19 protein-coding genes and 1 riboswitch are annotated in these 19,363 nt (G+C 63.3%); of the genes, 12 read left to right on the top strand and 7 right to left on the bottom strand.

The genetic code is table 11. The features are described 5' to 3' along the window. Positions 1-7 precede the first annotated feature (7 nt). From AACH39_RS07325 to AACH39_RS07290, 8 genes are all read left to right on the top strand, one after another. The gene (locus tag AACH39_RS07325) at positions 8-1,432 is read left to right on the top strand and encodes a PelD GGDEF domain-containing protein (RefSeq protein WP_215781476.1); all 1,425 of its coding nucleotides are present in this window, start codon (positions 8-10) and stop codon (positions 1,430-1,432) included. After that, positions 1,425-2,459 (top strand): hypothetical protein, encoded by a 1,035-nt coding sequence (locus AACH39_RS07320; RefSeq protein ID WP_215781478.1) that lies wholly within the window; start codon positions 1,425-1,427, stop codon positions 2,457-2,459. The genes AACH39_RS07325 and AACH39_RS07320 overlap by 8 nt, the downstream gene beginning before the upstream one ends. After that, entirely contained in the window at positions 2,456-4,012 is a 1,557-nt protein-coding gene (gene pelF, locus AACH39_RS07315) for a GT4 family glycosyltransferase PelF (protein WP_215781481.1), read from the top strand. The genes AACH39_RS07320 and pelF overlap by 4 nt, the downstream gene beginning before the upstream one ends. After that, complete coding sequence (gene pelG, locus AACH39_RS07310) at positions 4,012-5,382, top strand: exopolysaccharide Pel transporter PelG (RefSeq protein ID WP_215781484.1); 1,371 nt, start codon at positions 4,012-4,014, stop codon at positions 5,380-5,382. Before pelF ends, pelG begins: the two co-directional genes overlap by 1 nt. 106 nt (positions 5,383-5,488) lie before the next feature. Continuing rightward, positions 5,489-5,702, top strand: a riboswitch (cobalamin riboswitch). A gap of 131 nt (positions 5,703-5,833) precedes the next feature. Then, on the top strand, positions 5,834-6,499 hold the full coding sequence (locus tag AACH39_RS07305) for an energy-coupling factor ABC transporter permease (protein WP_215781486.1): 666 nt from the start codon (positions 5,834-5,836) through the stop codon (positions 6,497-6,499). 1 nt (position 6,500) lies between these two features. After that, entirely contained in the window at positions 6,501-6,839 is a 339-nt protein-coding gene (locus AACH39_RS07300; RefSeq protein ID WP_215781488.1) for a hypothetical protein, read from the top strand. Continuing rightward, positions 6,840-7,619 (top strand): cobalt ECF transporter T component CbiQ, encoded by a 780-nt coding sequence (cbiQ, locus tag AACH39_RS07295; protein WP_215781490.1) that lies wholly within the window; start codon positions 6,840-6,842, stop codon positions 7,617-7,619. A gap of 6 nt (positions 7,620-7,625) precedes the next feature. Further along, positions 7,626-8,522, top strand: coding sequence for an ATP-binding cassette domain-containing protein (locus AACH39_RS07290; RefSeq protein ID WP_338621199.1), 897 nt, complete (start codon positions 7,626-7,628; stop codon positions 8,520-8,522). Between the two features lie 42 nt (positions 8,523-8,564). On the opposite strand, the gene AACH39_RS07285 is transcribed toward AACH39_RS07290, so the two are convergent. The 5 genes from AACH39_RS07285 to AACH39_RS07265 are packed head-to-tail and all read right to left on the bottom strand — an operon-like array spanning position 8,565 to position 14,499. Next, the gene (locus AACH39_RS07285; protein ID WP_215781495.1) at positions 8,565-9,329 is read right to left on the bottom strand and encodes an ATP-binding cassette domain-containing protein; all 765 of its coding nucleotides are present in this window, start codon (positions 9,327-9,329) and stop codon (positions 8,565-8,567) included. 1 nt (position 9,330) lies between these two features. After that, the gene (locus tag AACH39_RS07280) at positions 9,331-10,335 is read right to left on the bottom strand and encodes an iron ABC transporter permease (protein ID WP_215781498.1); all 1,005 of its coding nucleotides are present in this window, start codon (positions 10,333-10,335) and stop codon (positions 9,331-9,333) included. Then, entirely contained in the window at positions 10,332-11,219 is an 888-nt protein-coding gene (locus AACH39_RS07275; protein WP_215781500.1) for an ABC transporter substrate-binding protein, read from the bottom strand. Before AACH39_RS07275 ends, AACH39_RS07280 begins: the two co-directional genes overlap by 4 nt. Beyond that, on the bottom strand, positions 11,207-12,271 hold the full coding sequence (locus AACH39_RS07270) for a ChuX/HutX family heme-like substrate-binding protein (RefSeq protein WP_338621198.1): 1,065 nt from the start codon (positions 12,269-12,271) through the stop codon (positions 11,207-11,209). The genes AACH39_RS07275 and AACH39_RS07270 overlap by 13 nt, the downstream gene beginning before the upstream one ends. 8 nt (positions 12,272-12,279) lie before the next feature. After that, positions 12,280-14,499, bottom strand: a complete 2,220-nt coding sequence (locus AACH39_RS07265; protein ID WP_215781504.1) for a TonB-dependent hemoglobin/transferrin/lactoferrin family receptor — start codon at positions 14,497-14,499, stop codon at positions 12,280-12,282. A gap of 143 nt (positions 14,500-14,642) precedes the next feature. On the opposite strand from AACH39_RS07265, the gene AACH39_RS07260 reads away from it, so the two are divergent. Beyond that, complete coding sequence (locus tag AACH39_RS07260; protein WP_215781507.1) at positions 14,643-14,909, top strand: VF530 family protein; 267 nt, start codon at positions 14,643-14,645, stop codon at positions 14,907-14,909. A gap of 34 nt (positions 14,910-14,943) precedes the next feature. Here the strand turns inward: AACH39_RS07260 and AACH39_RS07255 are convergent, their stop codons facing one another. After that, a complete protein-coding gene (locus AACH39_RS07255) occupies positions 14,944-15,618 on the bottom strand; it encodes an RNA pseudouridine synthase (RefSeq protein WP_338621197.1) in 675 nt (224 codons plus the stop codon). Positions 15,619-15,783: 165 nt separating this feature from the next. Between AACH39_RS07255 and AACH39_RS07250 the strand changes: the two genes are divergently transcribed. From AACH39_RS07250 to AACH39_RS07240, 3 genes are all read left to right on the top strand, one after another. Further along, positions 15,784-16,128 carry a PadR family transcriptional regulator gene (locus AACH39_RS07250; protein WP_215781514.1) on the top strand — a complete coding sequence of 115 codons (345 nt, stop codon included), beginning with the start codon at positions 15,784-15,786 and terminating at the stop codon, positions 16,126-16,128. Then, on the top strand, positions 16,118-16,909 hold the full coding sequence (locus tag AACH39_RS07245) for a DUF1700 domain-containing protein (protein WP_215781516.1): 792 nt from the start codon (positions 16,118-16,120) through the stop codon (positions 16,907-16,909). The genes AACH39_RS07250 and AACH39_RS07245 overlap by 11 nt, the downstream gene beginning before the upstream one ends. 153 nt (positions 16,910-17,062) lie before the next feature. Continuing rightward, positions 17,063-18,343, top strand: a complete 1,281-nt coding sequence (locus tag AACH39_RS07240; RefSeq protein ID WP_338621196.1) for a cytosine permease — start codon at positions 17,063-17,065, stop codon at positions 18,341-18,343. Between the two features lie 60 nt (positions 18,344-18,403). Here the strand turns inward: AACH39_RS07240 and AACH39_RS07235 are convergent, their stop codons facing one another. Further along, positions 18,404-19,279 carry a LysR family transcriptional regulator gene (locus tag AACH39_RS07235; RefSeq protein WP_338621195.1) on the bottom strand — a complete coding sequence of 292 codons (876 nt, stop codon included), beginning with the start codon at positions 19,277-19,279 and terminating at the stop codon, positions 18,404-18,406. Positions 19,280-19,363 lie beyond the last annotated feature (84 nt).

The raw sequence follows: 19,363 nt of genomic DNA, 5'->3' as shown, positions 1-19,363 counted from the left end.
CGCTGACTTGTCTGAAGCCAAAACCAAGGGTCGCAAAACCGAGCAAGCCTTCAAGTTGCGCCGTGGCCATGCCGCACAGGGGGGCTCGCGCTGGGTATCGCTGATTGCCTCCGAGCGCCTGCGTCAGCGGGCGCCGGCACTGATTGCCATGGAGACTGTGCTGGTGTCCCTGGCTATCTTGTTATTGCTGCACCTGGCCAACCCGGCCGATCCGCTGCTGATTGATGCCGGCTTCGGCTGGATCTGGCTGGTGCCGCTGATCTGTGCCTTGCGCTATGGCTTGATGCAGGGGGTGTTGTCCAGCCTGCTGCTGTTGCTGGCTTACAGCCTGCAACGTTCGGCAGAGCAGCCCTTCCCGCTGCCGTTTTTCCTGGGCGGGTTCACCCTGGTGCTGATCGGCGGCCAGTTCGGCGATACCTGGGGCAGCAAACTGCGTCACATGCGTACCGTCACCGACTACCTGAACGAGCGCCTGGGGGTGCTGACCAAGACCCACTTCCTGCTGCGGCTGTCACACGAACGGCTCGAACATGACTTGTTGTCGCGGCCGGCGACCCTGCGTGACTCCCTGTCGCAGTTGCGCGCCCTGTCACTGCAACTGGAAGGGCTGAATCCGGATCAGGAGCCGGATCTGCAGCAGCGACATGCGCGTCGCTTTGTCGAGATTGCCGCCCATGCCTGCCAGCTGGAGCGGGCACAGCTGCATGTCTGTCACCGGGGCGTGCCGGATGAGGAGCCTGCTGCCACCGTGGGGGCACCCTTCCATCTCGATCGTCAGGATATTCTGGTGCGCTATGCGCTGGCACATCGCACGCTGGCCCATGTCCAGAGCAAGCAGCTGGCCCCCGGCATCAAGACCGACTACATTGCCGTGGTGCCGCTGGTCGATGCCGTGGATGAGATTTTGGGCGTGCTGGTGGTACGGCACATGCCTTTCATGGCGCTGAGCGAAGAGAACCTGCAATTCCTGCTGGTGTTGAGTGGCTATTACGCCGACGGCGTGCGGCAAGGTGCCGTGGCCGGCCTGCTGCTCTCGGTCTATCCGAGCTGTCCGGCAGACTTTGCCCTGGATTTCTCGCGCCTGGTCCGGCTGGCGCACCAGTCCGGCATCGACTCCTCTCTGGTCGCCCTGAGCTTTGCCAAGACCGATATGGGCAAAACCCTGTTCGACCATCTGCAGATGAGCCGTCGTGCCCTGGATGTGCAGTGGGTGATCCCCGGGCCGGAACGTGATGCCATCGTGGTGCTGATGCCTTTGTCTGGCGAGAGCGCCGTCGAGGGATTCCTGCTGCGTATCGAGGAGAGCATGCGCGCCCAGTTCGGTGTGGATTTCGAGACTGGCCGCGTGTCGGTCAATACCATGCCCCTGCCCACCGAGGCGCCGGCACGCGAGCTGGCTGCCTTCTTCCGCCGGTGCCAGATCGATGTCTGAGCTGCTGATCGCCGCGCGTCTGCGCCGCGCCATTCCGCTGCTGATGCCCGGCATCCTGCTGCAAAGCTATGTCCTGTACCGTCTGCTGACGGCACCCATGCAGACCGCCAGCAGCAGCTGGGTGGTGTGCATGTTGCTGTTGCAGGCACTGGCGGCCTTGCTGGCCACCCCGGCCACGCTGACCTTGCTGCCGCGGCGGTTCAAGCATCGCCAGGCACTCACCGGGCTGTTTCTCTGGTGCTATCTGTTTGCCGTACCGATCGGCGGCCTGTTGCTGACCTGTGGCGCCATCGCCCTCGCTTCGCGCCTGCCGGCCGAACCCGAGGATTTGCCGATCGAGCTGACCTGGGCGCCCACCTTCCTGGCACCGCAGGCATCGACCTCTTTCGGCCGGGGGGCGCACCTCAAATCGGTGCTGCAAAGCCAGGGGGCGGCCTCGTCGTTTCGCATGACCGCCCTGATGGCCATGCAGGCCATGCCGATGCGCACCGTGTCCCCCTTGCTGCGCACCATGCTGGACGATCAGTTTGAAGATATCCGGCTGCTGGCTTTCTGGATGCTGGATCGCCAGGAGAAAGAGCTGACCCAGAAAATTCTCGACCAATTACCCCGACTCAAGCTGACGCTCAGCAAGAGCGAGCGCTATCGCGTCAACAAGGAGCTGGCCCTGCTGTACAACGAACTGGTGTATTCCTATCTGGTGCAGGGTGATGTGTATCGCCATGCCGCACGCGAGGCCGATCGTTATGCGGCCGAAGCGCTGGCGCTGATGCCGGGCGATGCCTCTTTGTGGCGCCTGCGCGGCCGGCTGGCCCTGGACCGGGGCGATACCGCCTCGGCGACGACCATGCTGGATCTGGCCATGGTGCATGGCTTTGAGCGTTTGCGCCTCCTGCCCTACCTGGCGGAGGTCGCCTATCTGGATAAAGACTATGCCCAGGTCAAGGCGCTGCTGGCTGCTCAGCCGCTTTCCAGTGCCTTGCCGGTCATGCAGCCGGTGATCCGTTACTGGAGTGATCAGCCATGAGTCCCCTTCTGCCCAAGGCCGAACAGGCCGATATCGCCCTGCTGCTGGAGGGAACATTCCCCTATGTGCGCGGCGGGGTCTCCAGCTGGATCAACCAGATGATCCGTGCCTTTCCCGATCTGCGCTTTGCCATCGTATTCATCGGCAGCAGCCCCGACAGCTATGGCGAGATGGCCTATGCCTTGCCGGACAACGTGGTGCACATGGAGTGTCACTATCTGTTCGATTTCGCCGTTGACCCGCAGCGCCAGCCTGTCAAACCCAGTCTGCGGGGTGACCCCGAGGTGTTCCGCCAGGTGGCGTCGCTGCACGGCAAACTGCGCAGCCCGCAGGGCAAACATCAGGCCAGCAGCATGTTGCGCCAGCTGATGCCCCTGATGCAGCCCGGGGGTAAGTTGTCCGCCGAGGTGTTCGCCCATTCCGAACAAGCCTGGCAGTTTCTGACCGACAACTATCGCGAGTACTGCACCGATCCGTCGTTTACCGACTACTTCTGGACGGTACGCATCATGCACCAGTCGATCTGGAAGCTGGCCGCCGTGGCGGAGCAACTGATCCCGGTGCGGGTATTCCATACCGTCTCGACCGGTTATGCCGGCCTGCTCGGTACCATGCTGCAGCAGCGGCGCGGCCAGCCTTTGCTGGTGTCGGAGCACGGCATCTATACCAAGGAACGCAAGATCGACCTGTTTCAGAGTCAGTGGATTCGCGATAATCGCAGCGTGTTCGAGCGCGATGCTGCACAGATCGGCTATTTCCGCGATCTCTGGATGCGTTTTTTCATGGCGCTGGGACAGATGTGTTACGACTCGGCCAGCGATATCGTCGCCCTGTACGAGGGCAACCGCCAGCGCCAGATCGGCGACGGTGCGCCCGAGGAAAAGACCTGCACCATTCCCAATGGCATTCAGCTCGAACGGTTTGCCCGGTTGCGCGATCTGCGACCGGCCGCCATTCCCCCCGTGCTGTGCCTGATCGGCCGGGTGGTGCCGATCAAAGACGTGAAAACCTTCATCCGTTCGATGCTGACGATTCTGGACACCATGCCCGAGGCCGAGGCCTGGGTGGCGGGTCCGGATGATGAAGACGAAGACTATGCCAATGAGTGCCACCGTCTGGTCGCCAGTCTCGGCCTGAGCGAGAAAGTGCGCTTTCTCGGCATGCAGCAGGTAGAGGATTTGTTGCCGCGGGTGGGACTGGTGGTGCTCAGCTCGATTTCGGAGGCCCTGCCGCTGGTGGTGCTGGAAGGCTTTGCCGCCGGCGTACCGGCCGTCACCACCGAGGTCGGTGCCTGTCGCGAGCTGATTGACGGCCGCCCCGGTGAGGATGCCGCACTGGGCCGCGCCGGCGAAGTGGTGCCGATTGCCAACCCCGGAGCCCTGGCCGGTGCCGTGTTGTCCCTGCTGCAGCACCCGGCGCGCTGGCAGGCAGCGCAACGTGCGGGCATCGCCCGGGTGGAGCGCTATTACACGCAGGCGCAGATGATTGGCAGCTATCGTGAACGCTATGAACGCTTGCTGGCGATGCCGCCGGATGGCGGGGAGGGGCGCTGATGGCCGGTATCGGATTTGAATTGCGCAAGATGCTGCGGCGTAATTCGCTGGCAGGCCTGTTGCAGGCGTATACCTATGCCGGCCTGATCAGTGCCGGTCCGTGGATGCTGTCCATCGTGGGCATCCTGCTGATCGGTGTGCTCAGCCTGCCGTTTGTGGTCCCGACCTTTCTGATTGCCCAGTTCCAGGTGTCCGTCACCTATCTGATCGCCGGCAGTCTGGTGCTGACCGGTCCGTTCCAGCTGGCCTATACCCGCTTTACCGCCGACCGCCTGTTCGAGAAGCGGCAAGATCTGGTGCTGTCGAATTTTCACGGCGTCGTGCTGCTGATCAATCTGGGCGCGTTGCTGTTTGGCGTGCCGACCATTCTGTGGCTGTTCCACGGTACATCCGGGGTGTATCGCCTGTTCATGCTCAGCGGCTTCGTGATCCTGGCCAATATCTGGATCGCCGCCATTTTCCTTTCCGGTCAGAAACGGTACATGCATATCCTGCTGGTATTCCTGATCGGTTACGGCGCCACCGTCGTGGGCTCGCTGCTGCTGAATACCCATGGTCTGGAGGGGCTGCTGGCCGGCTTCGTGCTCGGTCAGTGCGTGCTGCTGTTCGGTCTGCTGTTGCTGATCTACCGTGAGTTTCCCGGCCGTCTGTTCATTTCGTTTGAAATGTTCCACAAGGCCCATCGCCATACCGCGCTGATGTGGATCGGTCTGCTGTACAACCTGGGTATCTGGGTGGACAAGCTGATGTTCTGGTATGCCCCGGCCACCGGTCAGGCGGTGATCGGCCCGCTGCATGCCTCGATCATTTACGATATGCCGGTCTTTCTGGCCTATCTGGCGATCATTCCCGGCATGGCGGTGTTCCTGATGCGCATCGAAACCGATTTCGTCGAGTATTACGATGCCTTCTATAGCGCGGTCCGGGAAGGCGCTTCGCTGCAGCATATCGAGAATGTCCGCAACGGCATGGTCGATGCCCTGCGTACCGGGCTGTACGAGATCGTCAAGGTGCAGTCGATTGCGGCCATCCTGTTGTTTGCCAGCGGCGCCGAGCTGTTGCGCTGGCTGGGGATCTCGGTCCTGTACCTGCCGCTGTTGCAGGTCGATGTGATTGCCGCCAGCCTGCAGGTGGTGTTCCTCGGCATCATCAACATTTTTTTCTACCTCGACAAACGTCGCGTGGTGCTGGCGGCGACCAGCGGTTTTTTGTTGCTCAACATGCTGCTGACGGGAATCACCTTGCAACTCAACCCCGCCTGGTATGGCTATGGGTTTGCCGGAGCCATGCTGATTGCGGTGGTGATCGGGCTGGCGGCGCTGGATCGCAAGCTGGAGCGGCTTGAGTACGAAACCTACATGCTGCAGTAAGCGCAACTGGCTACATTTGTGCGTTGGACTTGACCTGACTCCGCGCGGCTTGTTTGACAAAGGGGTATACTGCGAAGCTATTTTATGTCGGACGACACGTCGTCCTGACATGACAATTGATCCAGGTGCTCTGACCCATGTCCATGGGAGGAGTGAAACGGGAAGCCGGTGACGCTGCCATGCAGCCAGTCCGGCGCAGCCCCCGCTGCTGTAGGCCTGACGAATCTGCCACATGCCACTGTGCCGCTTTGCGGTGCGGGAAGGCCGGCCGAGGAGGATGAAGGCGAGCCAGAAGACCGGCCTGGGTCATCGGTAGTGCCAATCTCTGGGGTGGGGAACGGTTCTGCGGTTGTGCGCCTGCGACTTCGGTGTGTGGCTCCGGATCGGATTTCCCTTGGTGATTGGCCGGCTTGGATCCGCCGGATCCGTTCTTCGCAAGGGAGAGCAGTTCATGCACATTGAAGATGGCATCCTGTCACCACAGGCATGCGCAGTCTGGTACGCGGCGACCGCCGTGTTCGTCGTTCCCGGGATTTATCAGATCAAACGCAAGGTACAGGAAAACCTGTCCTATAAGCCGTTCCTGGCCATGATCGGCGTGGCAGTCTTCGTCATTTCCGCCATGCACTTGCCGGTGCCGGTGACCGGATCATGCTCGCATCCTTGCGCCACGGCGCTGGCGGCGATTCTGGTCGGCCCCTGGGCGTCCGCGGTCATCTCCACCATCGTGCTGTTCTTCCAGGCAATTTTCCTTGGTCATGGCGGTATCACCACGATTGGCGCAAATACTTTCTCGATGGGGATCGCCGGCGCCCTGTCCGGCTATGTGCTGTGGAAAAGCCTGCGCGCGCTGAATTGCCCGCTGTGGCTGGCTGCCGGCCTGGCCGGGGTGGTCGGTGACCTGATGACTTATCTGGTCAGTGCCTTCGAGCTGGCCTGGAGTCTGCACGGCAATATGCCGCTGCTGACCCAGTGGATGATTTTCTTCATGGGTTATGCCCCGACCCAGTTGCCCCTGGCCCTGGCCGAGGGGGTGTTTACCGCCGTCGTGCTGCAGGCGATGGCCAGCCGCCGGCCCGATCTGTTGCCCGGCATCCTCGTCAGCAAAGGAGCCTGAGATGTCACATCCCGCACGCGATCTGTCGCAGAACCGTTTCTTCGATGGCTTTACCCGCTGCATGCTGGCCGTGATGTGTGCCTTGCTGCTGTTCATCTTTGTCTCGGCACGCTATATGAGTGCACACCAGATGGAAGCCGCCGGCACGGATGATCATGTGAATAACCTGGCGACCCAGGTCACGCAGCGCGATCATCATCCCTTCCTTGAGCTGCCGGGCGATGCCCAGGTCGGCGCTTTCTCGGTTGCCAACTTCTTTGCCGGTCTGATTGTCGGCTATCACTGGCTGCGGCTTTTCGGGCGGCGTGAAGGTCAGTGCCGTTGTCAGCAGGAAGACTGAGTGGTCAGCCTGGCACGCCATGATGCCGTCGCTGCCTCGGCCGCGGCCGGGGCAGATGGCCGCATCAAGACCCTGTTGTTGCTGGCGGCGGTCGTCGTGGCCTCGACTTTGCGGCATGGTGTGCTGGCGCTCGCGCTGTGGCTGGGGGCGCTGGCGCTGTTCGCGCTGCTGGGGCTCAACGGGCGCGATTTGTGTCGTCGTCTGCTGATGCCGCTGGGTATTGCCTGGGTGGTGCTGCTCAGTGTCATGCTGACGCGCGGCAGTCAGGTGCTGTGGCAAGTCCCGCTCTGGGGCTGGACGCTCAGGGTGTATGCCGAGGGGCTACAATACGGCGGCTTGCTGTTCCTGCGCATCATGGCTGCCGTGACCCTGGCGGCGCTGCTGGCGATGACGACCCCGATGGTGGAGATTCTGGCGACCCTGCGGCTTTGTCGAGTGCCGCTCATCATGATCGAGCTGGCTGAGATGATGTACCGCTACCTGTTCATTCTGCAGGACACCGCACAGACCATGCGGCGGGCGCAATTGAGCCGCCTGGGGGCCGAGGCCGGCTGGCTTGGGCGTGTGGCCGATGTCGGCCGGCTGGCGGCCAGCATTCTCATCAAGTCGCTGGATCGCAGCACGCGCATCTATCAGGCCATGCTGGCGCGCGGCTATGACGAGAACAGTCCGGTCATGACGCACTTCCGTTCGGCCATCTCCCGGCGGGATTACTATGTCGGCCTGCTTGGCCTGTGCGCACTGAGCTTGCTGGCTTTTTTCAATTACTGGCTGGGTTGACCACCGATGACACACCCCATGATCGAGCTGAATCAGGTCAGCTACACCTATCCCGATGGCTGTCAGGCCCTGCATCAGCTGGATCTGTCGATTGCTGCCGGTGAACGGGTGGCGGTGCTTGGCCCCAACGGCGCCGGCAAGTCGACCCTGTTCCAGTTGTTCAACGGTCTGTTGCTGCCGAGCTCGGGACAGGTGACCGTGGCAGGCCTGCCCGTCTGTCGTGCCAATCTGCCGGCCTTGCGCCGTCAGGTCGGCATGGTGTTTCAGGATGCCGACGACCAGTTGTTCAATGCCACGGTGTACCGTGAAGTGGCCTATGGGCCGATGAATATGGGACAGCGCGGCGAGACGCTGGACGCGACGGTGAAATGGGCGCTGGAGGTTGTCGGGATGAGCGATTACCTCAGTCGCAACCCCTTCAATCTCAGCGGGGGGGAAAAGAAGCGCCTGTCTCTGGCCTGCGTGCTGGCCATGCGTCCCAAGGTGCTGGTGCTCGACGAGCCGACCAATGCGCTGGACCCGAAGGCCGCCGGGATGCTGGTGTCGCTGCTGAATCAGATCAACCGTGAGCTGGGTGTGACCCTGCTGTTTGCCACCCATGATGTGGATATCGTGCCCTTGCTGGCCGATCGGGTGTTTCTGCTGGATCGCGGCAGAATGCTGCTGGGCGGCAGTCCGACTGAAGTGTTCAACCAGCGCGAGGTGGTCCGGGCGATCGATCTGCGGTTGCCGCGGGTCGCTCATCTGGCCGAAATCCTGATGCGCGACGGCCTGATCCCGGAAGGTCCGCTGCCGCTGAGCATCGGTCAGGCCCGTACCCTGCTGCGACAGGTGCTGGCGGCCGAGGAGGCGGATAGGCCGCTGACTTTCTCCTCCCCGGCGCCGCGTACCTGCCAGGGGTAATCTCTCTGTTCCCGGGGCGGGCGTTGCCTGGCCCTCGCATCATCAAGCCGCCGGCAGCCACACTGCCTGACCACTGTCGGTGTGCGCCCGGCTGAATGGCAATCCGTACAGGGCCTGCAGCAGGGTCTGGTCCAGCGCTCGGGTCGGCACATCGCCCACCAGTTGCCCGGCACGCAACAACAGCAAACGGTCGAAATGACGAACGGCATGATTCAGGTCATGCAGTACCGCCAGCAGGGCATGGCCGCGTTCGCGGGCAAAGCGGTCGAGCTGGCGTGACAGCAGGTGTTGCAGGCCGGGGTCCAGGGCACTGAGCGGCTCGTCCACCAGAATCAGCCCCTGGCGAATATCCCATAGCTGGGCAAACAGCCGGGCCAGATGCACCCGCGCCGCTTCGCCGCCGGACAGGCTGTCGATGCTGCGTCCGAGCAGATGGCCGCAGGCGGCGAGGGCCGCGGCCGCGGCCACGAACTGGCCGGTCAGGCCATCCTCTCGGCCCAGGCGTCCCAGGGCGATGACTTGCTCGACGGTCAACGCGAAAGCGACCCGGGTGGATTGCGGCAGGACGGCCCGGCGGCGGCTCAGGGCGGGGAGCGACCAGGATGCCAGCGGCCGACCGGCCAGCAGGATGCTGCCCGACTGAGGGGGAAGATCACCGGCCATGGCATGCAGCAAGGTGGATTTGCCCGCGCCGCTGGGGCCGAGGATGGCGACCCGTTCACCCGGGCCAATGGCCAGGCTGAAGGGGCCGAAAGATTGCTGGCCCTGGGCCAGCCGGCAGTGTTGTAGTTGCAGCAAGGTATCCATGCTAGCTCCGGGACAGGGAATGGCTGCGCAGCAGCGAGAGGAAAAAAGGCACGCCGAGCAGGGCCGTGAAGATACCGACCGGCATTTCCGCCGGCACGGCCAGCGAGCGAGCCAGGGTATCGGCCAATAACAGCAGCAGGGCGCCGATCAGCATGGAGAGCGGGGCACTGCTGACTTGATCTGCCTGCCCCAGACGGCGGGCAATGTGCGGGGCGATCAGCCCGATGAAGCCGATCATGCCGCACCAGGCGACGGTGATGCCGGCCAGCAGCGCCACGCGCCAGGTCACCGCACTGCGCAGGCGCAGGACCGAGATACCCAGGTGACCTGCCGTGGCCTCTCCCAGCGCCAGCGCATTGAGCTGGCGACACAGCGCCGGCAGGCGCCAGAGTGTCAGCACCATCAGAACCAACAGCAGGCCGGCCAGCAACCAGTTGGCGGCTGCGAGCGAGCCCAGCGTCCAGAATGACAGGCTGCGCAGCTGTTCATCATTGGCCAGATAGGTACACAGTCCGATCAGGGCACCGGCCAGGGCGTTGAGGGCAATCCCGCACAGCAGCAGACCGCTGATCGAGCCGGGCGCCAGCCAGCGGGCCAGACGATCCAGTCCGATGCAGACCGCGAAGGCGCCGGCAAAGGCCGCCAGCGGCAGCAGCCACTGACGCAGTGGCTCGGCCAGGTTCAGACTGTGTCCCAGCACGATGCACAGTGCAGCGGCGCAGGCCGCTCCGCTGCTGACGCCCAACAGACCCGGGTCGGCCAGCGGGTTGCGGAACAGCCCCTGCGTCAGCGAGCCGGCCAGCCCCAGCGCCGCCCCCACCAGCAAGGCCAGCAGCAGGCGCGGCAGCCGCAATTGCCACAGCACCCAGCCACTGCCGTTCAGCGGCCCCTGCCACGGCGCCAGCCAGTCATGCCAGCCAATGGCCACGGCGCCAAACTGGGCGCACAGGGCGAGCAGTCCCAGACCGACCAGCGCCAGCCACAAGGCAGATTGGCGCGCACTCATGAGTTTTGTCCTGCAGGCAGGGTCTGCACCAGCCAGTCGACCGCCTGCGGCAGGCGCGGGCCGAAGCCGAGCAGCAGCAGGGCATCCTGCGACAAGATACGCCGCTGCTGGCCGGCGGGTGTCTGTGCCACGCCAGGCAGCCGCAACACGCCTTCCACGCCACCAGCTGCCGCCAGTCCGTCACCGGAGAGCAACAGGGCATCCGGTCGGGCGGCGACCACCGCTTCGGCGGTCATGGGGCGATAGCCATTGAAACCTTGCAGGGCATTGCGCGCGCCGGCATAGCGCAGCATGGCATCGGCCGCCGTGCCGTTGCCGGCCACCAGCAGTTGGCCCGGGGCGGCGTTGAGCATGAACAGCACTCGTGCCGGTGGCGAATGTCGTGCCGCCACCTTGCCCTGCACCTTCTGCCAATCGCGCTGCAGCCGGGTTTGCAGCTGGGCTGCCTGCGTGGTGCGTCCGGTCAGCTCGCCGACGCGGGTGATGCGGCTCAGCACGCCTTCGAAGCGGTGGTTGCCAGGCAGGATGTGCACCGGCACACCGGCTGCGCTGATCTGGCGCAGTACGGCAGGCGGACCGGCATCCTCGCTGGCCAGCACCGCTCCGGGGGCCAGCGACAAGATGCCTTCGGCCGACAGGGTGCGGGCATAGCCGACGCCGGGCAGGCTCTGTGCAGCGGCCGGGAAGCGCGAGGTGCTGTCGACGCCGACCAGCTGCCGTTCGGCCCCGAGGGCATAGATGATCTCGGTCAGCGCCCCGCCGACGCAGACCAGCCTGGCGTTGTCAGGACGGGAGGCGGCCCGCAGCAGGGGCGACAGCATGCCCAGTCCGAGCGCTGCCGCCCCTTGCAGCAGCGCCCGGCGCGGCAGGATCAGACCGTGCATGCCGTGGCCTCGTCTTGCAGCCAGTCCAGCAGGGCGCGCCAGTCGCTGCGTTCCGGCAACCCCGGCTTGCGCGCGCCAAACAGCATGGCAATGGTTTCGCCCGCTGCGTCAAACAGCTCCAGCGAGCACACCAGGCCGTCACGGGTTGGCTTTTTCACCAGCCAGGCTTCGGCGACCCGATCCTGGCGCAGATGCAGGTTGAACCCCTCATCCATGACGTTGATCCACGGACCTTGCTCGACGATATGCTGTACCGGGCCGGTATGGATCTGAATCATGCCGGGATTGCCGGTGAAGACCATGATCGGTACGGCACGCAGGGCGGCCTCGCGCAGCAGCAGGCTGATGGCCGTGGGCTCCAGCGGTCGGGCGAAGCGCGCTTCGGCCAGTCGCAGTCCCTGGCGGCGCGAGACGCCGTACTGCTTCAGCAGGGCAAAGAAGTCATGGGTATCGCGCAGGTCCGCCCATCCCCGGTGCAGTCCCTGGACATCAATGGCACTGTCCGGCGATTCCGCCTCGGGTGGCGGGGCGGGCGGCAGGGTGCCCAGCGGCGCCGGTGCAGCCACCTCGAATCGCTGGCACAGCGCCTGCCAGGCCGCCTGATCGCTGTCTGGGCGCAGATAGATTTTGTGGATGGCCCGGCCATGGTGGTCGTAGAACTGCAGGCTGTGCTGCGCACTGCTGCCGTGAAGGTCCGATACCCGGTAGCCATAGGCCCAGTGCTCGAAGAAGATGCGCAGGTCGATGGCCTCATCCAGCACCAGACCGATGCGCTCGCCATGGCTGAATGGGCGGTACACGCCGGTCTTCTCATGGACGCAATCTTCATTGCGGGTCAGCGCCATGACCTGGCCCAGCGTGGCCAGCTGGCTGAATATGGCCGGCCAGTCGCTGTCAAGGCGTCGGGCCTGCAGCAGCGCGTCTTGCGGTGCGCCGGTATGGGCATCGATCAGATGGGCCTCCGTGACGCCCAGTGTGGCGGCGATATCGCGCTGACGGCGTCCCTGTTGGCGTTGTTCGGCAACCTGTTGCCGCAAAGTGTTCAGATCCATGATGTTCCTCAGAAGTTATAGCGGGCGTTGAGATAGGCATTGCGGCCCGGCGCGCTCCAGGCATCGGCGGTGCCGGTGTTGTTGGCCAGTCCACGGACATCGGACCAGTTCCAGTATTTCTGGTTGAACACGTTGTTGATGCCGGCGTTGAGGGTCAGCGCCTTGAGCGGCTTCCAGAACATGCCGAGATCCAGCGTGTTCCAGGCCGCCGGGGCGAACTGGCTGCTGTTCTGTGGCTGTGCAATGTCGCTGGCCGCCTTGCCGTTGGCATGCTGCAGGGTGGCGTTGGCGCCCCATCTTTCCTGTTCATAGGCCAGGGTCAGTACAGCCTTGAGTGGCTGGATGGTATTGATCGGCTGGCTGACGCCGTTCGCCTGGCTGTCGCCCTGTGCGGCCGCGACGCCGCCTTTCAGCCGCCAGCGCTCATCCAGCCACCATTCGGCACGGACTTCCCAGCCATGGATCCGGGCATCATGCAGGTTGATGTACTGGTAAACCGCCGGATTGGACGGTGTGCCGGCACCACTGACGACTTGTTGCGAGATCAGGTTGTCGTAGCGGCTGTCGTAATAGGCCAGCGAGTAACGCAGGCGGTCGTGTTTGCCGCGCAGGCCGACTTCGACGCTGTTCGCACGCTCCGCCTGCAGGTTGGCATTGCCGATGCTGGTATAGCCGAAGGCCGGGTTGCTGAAGTTGCTGTTGACCTGATCCGGTGTCGGGGCGCGGAAACCCCGTGCCCACTGGGCATAGGGCGCCAGTTCCGGCATCAGTCGCCAGACCAGGCCCAGGCGCGGTGACCAGGCCTGGTCGGACAGCGTCACGATGCTGCCGCTGTAGCCGGCACTCGACGGACTGAGGCGGTACTGGTCATAGCGCAGACCGGGAATCAGGCTGACGCTACCCAGCTCGATTTCATCCTGCAGATACAGACCGGTCTGGGTATAGCGGGTGTCCGGAAAGCTCTTGCTCGGGAAGGTTGTGCCGGCCGGAGGCACCGTGCCGTTCTGCGGACTTTGTACCTGGCTGCGACTCCAGTCGAAGCCGTAACTCAGACGCTGGATCAGCGCGCCCGGCAACTGGCTCTCGAATTGACTGGAGAGGCCGACCGTATTGCTGATGTAGCTGTTGTCACGTGTGCGGTCGGCGGCGGTATAGCGGTCTTCGACCGTGCCTTGCACGACTTTGGCATTCTGCAGGTAGATCTGGCTTTCCACCTTCTGCCACAGCGGATTGGTCGGGTCGGCATAGCTGTACTTCAGTGATACCCGGTCGCGCTCGATGCGGTCGTCGGTCTGAAAATCCATCGTACTGCTGGCGCTGTAGGGGGGAAGGGCCCGTGCCGAGTACACCTCGGTTTGCTCGCGGCGACGCAGTGATTCGACGGTCAGTCCGAGCTGGCTGGCGGCATCCAGGCGGCGGATCAGTTTGCCCAGCACATAGCTGTTATGGGTATCGGCAGGGTTGGGGGTCGTCCGGTTGCTGTCCAGTGAGCCGTTGCTGCCCATATTCTTCTGTTCATGTCCCTGCTGATAGCTGACTTGCAGCAGCGATTGCCAGTCCTCCTGACGGCTGGCAAACGCCAGGCTGTTGGACCAACTGTTGTTGACACTGTTGTACCCGGCGCGGGCGAAGCCGCCGAGGGTCTGGCCGGCTTGCAGCACATCCTGCGGATCCAGGGTCTGGAAGCTCACCGCCCCGGCCAGACCATCACTGCCGTACTGGGTGGAGGCCGGACCGCGCAATACGTCCACGCGCTTGAAACCGTCCAGCGCCAGATAGTCGTCACGTCCGGTGGCGAAGGTCCCGAAGGAGAAGCTGGCCGGCACGCGGATGCCATCGACCATCATCAGCACCTGATTGCCTTCCAGACCACGGATATTGATGCTTTCGTTGCCGGCGCGCGCGGTGCTCGAACCACCGATGCTGTAACGGTTGGGGCCTTGCGGGACGGAGACGTCCAGCTCGTCGCTGAACAGCTCCTTGATGTTGCGTGCCCCGGATTGTTCGATCTGCTGCCAGGTCTTGACGGTCACGCTGGCCGGTACATTGTCCACACGGCGTTCGGTGCGGGTGGCGCTGACGGTCACCTCTTGCAGTGACGGCGCCTGCTCGGGCGCCTGTCCGGCATGGGCCAGCGGGATGAGGCCGGCCATCAGGCTCATCGTCAGGGCGGTGTGTCGGGTTCGCGGCGCCGTGGCACGGCACAGGGCAAGCTGCTTGGGTGGCATGGTTCTCTCTGTTTTTTTGTTGGAAAACCAAATAGTAAATGAGAATCATTCGCATTAAAAGAGGGAGGAACAGAATTGCCCCTTGTCGGCGCGCAAGCCGCCTATAATGACGCCCGGTTCAATCTGACAAGAAATGGCCTGACATGAATGCTGGGGCAGAAAAAGACCCGCTGCATGGACGCACGCTGGCGGCCATCCTGGAAGAGCTGGTGAAGTTTTATGGTTGGGAACGGTTGGGGCAGATGATCGACATCCGCTGCTTTACCCATGACCCCAGTATTGCTTCCAGCCTGAAATTTTTACGGCGAACACCCTGGGCGCGGGCCAGGGTCGAGGACGTGTATCGGGTGATGTTGCGCGAAAAGCCGGTCGTGCTGACGTTCGGCAAGCGCCCGGGCAGCGCTGAATAAGAGAGGTTGCCGGCGGCCAGCGGCCGCCGGAGTGTCAGAAACGTTCCCAGCCGAGCTGGTAGCGCCACTGGTTTTCCGGCAGCTTGCCCAGCGCCAGCCGGCCGACACGGATGCAGCGGATACTCAGTGCCGGGCAGTCCAGCTGCTGACACAGTTCGCCAATCTGTCCGCTGGCGGGTTGTGGCATGACGATGCGCAACTGCCGGTCGCTCTGCCGATTGATCTTGCCACTGAAGCCTTCGATTTTCAGTGCCGCCAGCGCCGGTGCCTGTGCTACCGCAACCAGAAACTCCATTTCGCATTCGGCCAGTTTTTTCAGCAGGCGCCGATCCTGCGTCAGCACGATCAGTCCGCTGCTGGCCGGGTCGGTGGCGCCAAAGGCGCTCAGTTGCCGGGTATGGCGCGGCAAGAAGACTTGCTCGGCCTGGTCGGCTTCCCAGCGATTGTCCTGGCCGAGCCGCTTGCTCCAGGGGGCATCGATCCAGGCCCCCTGATGAAACAGCAGGGTGACGGGGGCGTCCGATAGCGGGGTGGCCGGACGCGTCAGTTCAATCTGTTGCTCCGGACGTACCCGGCTGCCGAGTACCCGCACGACCTGGCCATCGACCTTTACCAGACCCTGCTCGATATATTCATCCGCTTCGCGACGCGAGCACATGCCGAGTTCGACCATACGCTTGGCCAGGCGGATGCCTTGAGGTTCGTCCATGGCGCGGTTTCCTTGTCTCTGAAGGGGGGCGATTATCCGCCCCTTGGTCTGTCTGCACAACTGTCGTCCCATTCATGGTGTTCATACAATGGATATAAAAAGATACCTTGTAATACAAGGTAGTGTGGATTAGGATAAAACGGTCTGATGAACCGGTAGGGACGCATGAAGACACAATTACGCAAGGGCACACTGGAAATGTGCGTGCTGGCTGTTCTGGCTCGTCAGGACAGCTATGTCTACGAGATTGTCAGTCGCCTGGCGCAGAGCATGGATATCAGTGAGGGCACCATCTACCCCTTGATGCGTCGCCTGCAGGCGGATGCCTGGGTGACCACTTATCTGAGCGAGTCCAGCAATGGCCCGGCACGCAAGTACTACACCCTGACACGCTCCGGCCGCGAGGCGCTGGCCGCCATGCGGCGCGAATGGGCGGGCTTTGTGGCAGAAATCAACGATGTGCTGGATGACACGGCACATGGCAATCAGGAGAAAGAACATGAAGCGTGATGATTTTCTCGAGCGCCTGGCACGTGCGCTCCATGGCCTCCCCCCTGCCGAGCGGGAGGAGATTCTCGCGGACTATCGCAGCTACTTTGCCGATGCCCTGGCGGATGGCCGCCAGGAAGAGGAGGTCGCCCGGGCATTGGGTGAACCGGAGCGGCTGGCCCGCGAGCTGACGGCTGAACGCCATCTCAAGCAATGGGAAGCCCACAAGACACCCGCCAATCTGGGGCGGGTGCTGTCGGCGCTGGCGGGGCTCAGCGTGCTGAACCTGCTGCTGGCCATGCCCTATCTGGTGGTGATGACGGTGCTGGGCAGCCTGTGGCTTGGTGCCCTGATGATGTTGCTGGGTGGCTTCCTGATGGCAGGCAGCTGGGCCACGCACGCGCTGATTGGCTGGCCGCAGCTGGGGTATGGGCACGCCATGCGGCAGTTCACGCTGTACGGCCATCAGGAAGGGCGCGAGTCCAGTGTCCAGATCCATACCGATGCATCGAGCGGTGCGATGCAGATTCTGGTGCAGGATGACCATAGCAGCGTCAGCATTCGCAATGCCTCGGACGGCAGCCTGAAGCAGCTGGCGATTCAGGATCCGGATGGGCAGGTCGTGATCAACGGCATGATGGGCATGCCGCGTGCCGGCATGCTGGTCACCGGGCTGGTGATGATGCTGATCGGCGGGTTGGGCAGCGTGCTGGGCTGGAAGGTGATCAGTGCCCTGTGGCGGGGAACCGGGCTGTGGTTGCGCTGGCAATGGCGCTTGTTGCATGAGGAAAGCCGACCATAATCAAAGAGATGTGTCGGTGTTGCCCTTGAGTAACTGTTAAAGTCAATATATTTTGAAGTAAAGATATTATTGGTTTATGATGGTCGGCAGAAATATCACCATTATCTGATTTTGACAGTGGCCGCCTCCGGCAGCCAACCGGGTAATACGCACATGACTCAAGCTTCTCATTCCGCCACCGTGCCGGGATATCGCATCGCGCTGATCATTCTCGGCATTGCCGTGTCGCCAGTGCTGCTCGCCGCCTCGGCGCTGGGCAGTCATCTGGTGTTGGGCGACGCCCTGCGCGCCATTGTTACCGGTTCGCTGGTGCTGTGTACCATCGCCTGCCTGACGGGCTGGATCGGCGTCACGGCACGGATGAATACCTATCAGATTGTGCGATACGCATTCGGCACCCAGGGCAGCCGTGCCATCAATGTGTTGTTTGCCATCGCCCTGTTTGGCTGGACCTGCGTGACCGCCAACAGTTGCGGGCATGCGCTGCAGGATCTGCTCGCCATGTTTGGCTGGCAGGTGCCCATGCTGCCGCTGGTCTGCCTGGGCGGGGTGCTGTTCATCGGCGCCACGGCCTTTGGTTTCGAGGTTCTGGACAAAATTGCCCTGGTTGCCATTCCGATCCTGCTGGGGCTGCTGGCCTGGAATCTGTCGCGTTTCTTTGGTGTGGCGCCGTTCTCGGCGCATAGCCAGGTCAATACCATGAGTATGGGCGTGGCCACGTCATCGGTCGCCGGCACCTTCATGATTCTGGTGACCACCATGCCCGATTTTTCCAGCATGGTGCACAACCGGCGTCATGCGCTGATCGGCGCCGTGCTGTCGATGGGCATTGCCTATCCGGCCCTGTTCGTCGCCGGCGCCGTGCCCTGCGCCCTGAGCGGCAAGGTCACGCTGGTCGCGGCCATGGCACTGGCGGGGGCCGCCCTGCCGACAGTGGTCATGCTGCTGATTGCCACCGTGACCGGCAATGCCGGCAACCTGTTCCAGGCGACGCTGGCGACTTCGACCTTCGTGCGGGTGATGCCGCGGCCGCGCATTACCCTGCTGCTTGGCGTGCTGGCTTGCCTGATTGGCAGCCAGGACATCCTGGATCTGTTCATTCCCTTCCTGGTGTTTTTGGGGATTTCGGTACCGCCGATTGCCGGCATTTACATCACCGACTTCTTCCTGCATCGCCGCAAGGGCTATCACCCGGCGGATCTGGCGCTGCAACCTGCTGTTCCACTGCCGACGTTTGTCATCTGGGGGCTGGCGACGGTGGTCGGTCTGCTGGCTTCGCGCCAGATGATTACCCTGACGGACATTCCGGCACTGGATGCCCTGCTGGTGGCGGCGGGTCTGTATGCCTTCACCAGCAAGGTACTGTCGCGCGGCAAGGGGCGTCAGTTGCGCCATGCTTCGGGCGATGCCTGTGAGGGTAGTCGCGCTTCCTGATCTTGCTGAATCCACGAGCGGCCCGGCCGGCAGGGGAAACCCGCCGGCCGGGCCGCTTTGTCATTCGGGGCTGGCTGGTGTGGCAGCCTGCAGGATGGCGCTCAGCAGCCAGGTCCCGGCGGGGCCGAGCGGACGTTCCCGGCTCCAGATGGCCTCGACCGTCACTTGCCGTGGCCAGCCGGGCAGCGGCAGGGGGACCAGGCCTGCGCCATAGCGGCGCACCAGCCAGCACGGCAATTCAGCCCAGCCCAGCCCGGCCTGGGTCATTTCCAGCAACATCAGATAGCTCGGGGCCGACCAGCAGTGTCCGCCGGATGGCCCCGGACGATCGCCGTGGATGGTGCTGAGGCGCAGGGCGCGGATCGTCGCCAGTTGAGCGCTGCTCTGTATGCCGGATTGGGCCAGAGGATGGCTCTGCGCCAGATACAGCGCCATCTCGTTGGGCGTTGGCAAGGGCTGCGACACCATGCCGACCGGATAGGCGGCTTGTCGCTCGACAAAGCCAAGATGGGCCCGCCCGCTATCGACCAGCCGGATCAGGTCCTCGCACTCGGCAATCAGACATTCCAGCTCAATCTCCGGGTATTGCCGGGCAAAATGCTGTTCGACGGCTTCCAGCCGGTCTGGCTGCCAGGTATCGGACATGGCAACGCTCAGCCTGGGTTCGTGGCCAGCCTGCAGACCGGCGGCGGTGCGCAACAGCCGGTCGTTGGCCATCAGTACCTGTTCGGCCTGGGCCAGCAGCTGCCGACCCGCCCGGGTCAGGGTCGGAAACTTGCTCTGACGATCAAACAGTGTGACCCCCAGATCGATTTCCAGATTGGCAATGCAGGCACTGATGGTGGACTGACTTTTGCCCAGGCGGCGTGCCGTGGCGGAAAAGGAGCCGCAGGACGCCGCTGTGGCAAACACTTGCAGCGCTTCCAGATTGGGCATGACCTATCGCCTTTGTCGATGGATATCAACTTTGGAGCATCGACTATTTTGCGCATCATGCCAAGTATCCGAAGATGAAAAGGA

Source organism: Paludibacterium flexuosum (genome assembly GCF_037076605.1).
GTDB lineage: Bacteria > Pseudomonadota > Gammaproteobacteria > Burkholderiales > Chromobacteriaceae > Paludibacterium.
Note: the sequence above shows the minus strand (reverse complement) of the source record. Positions and strands in the feature narration are given on the sequence as shown.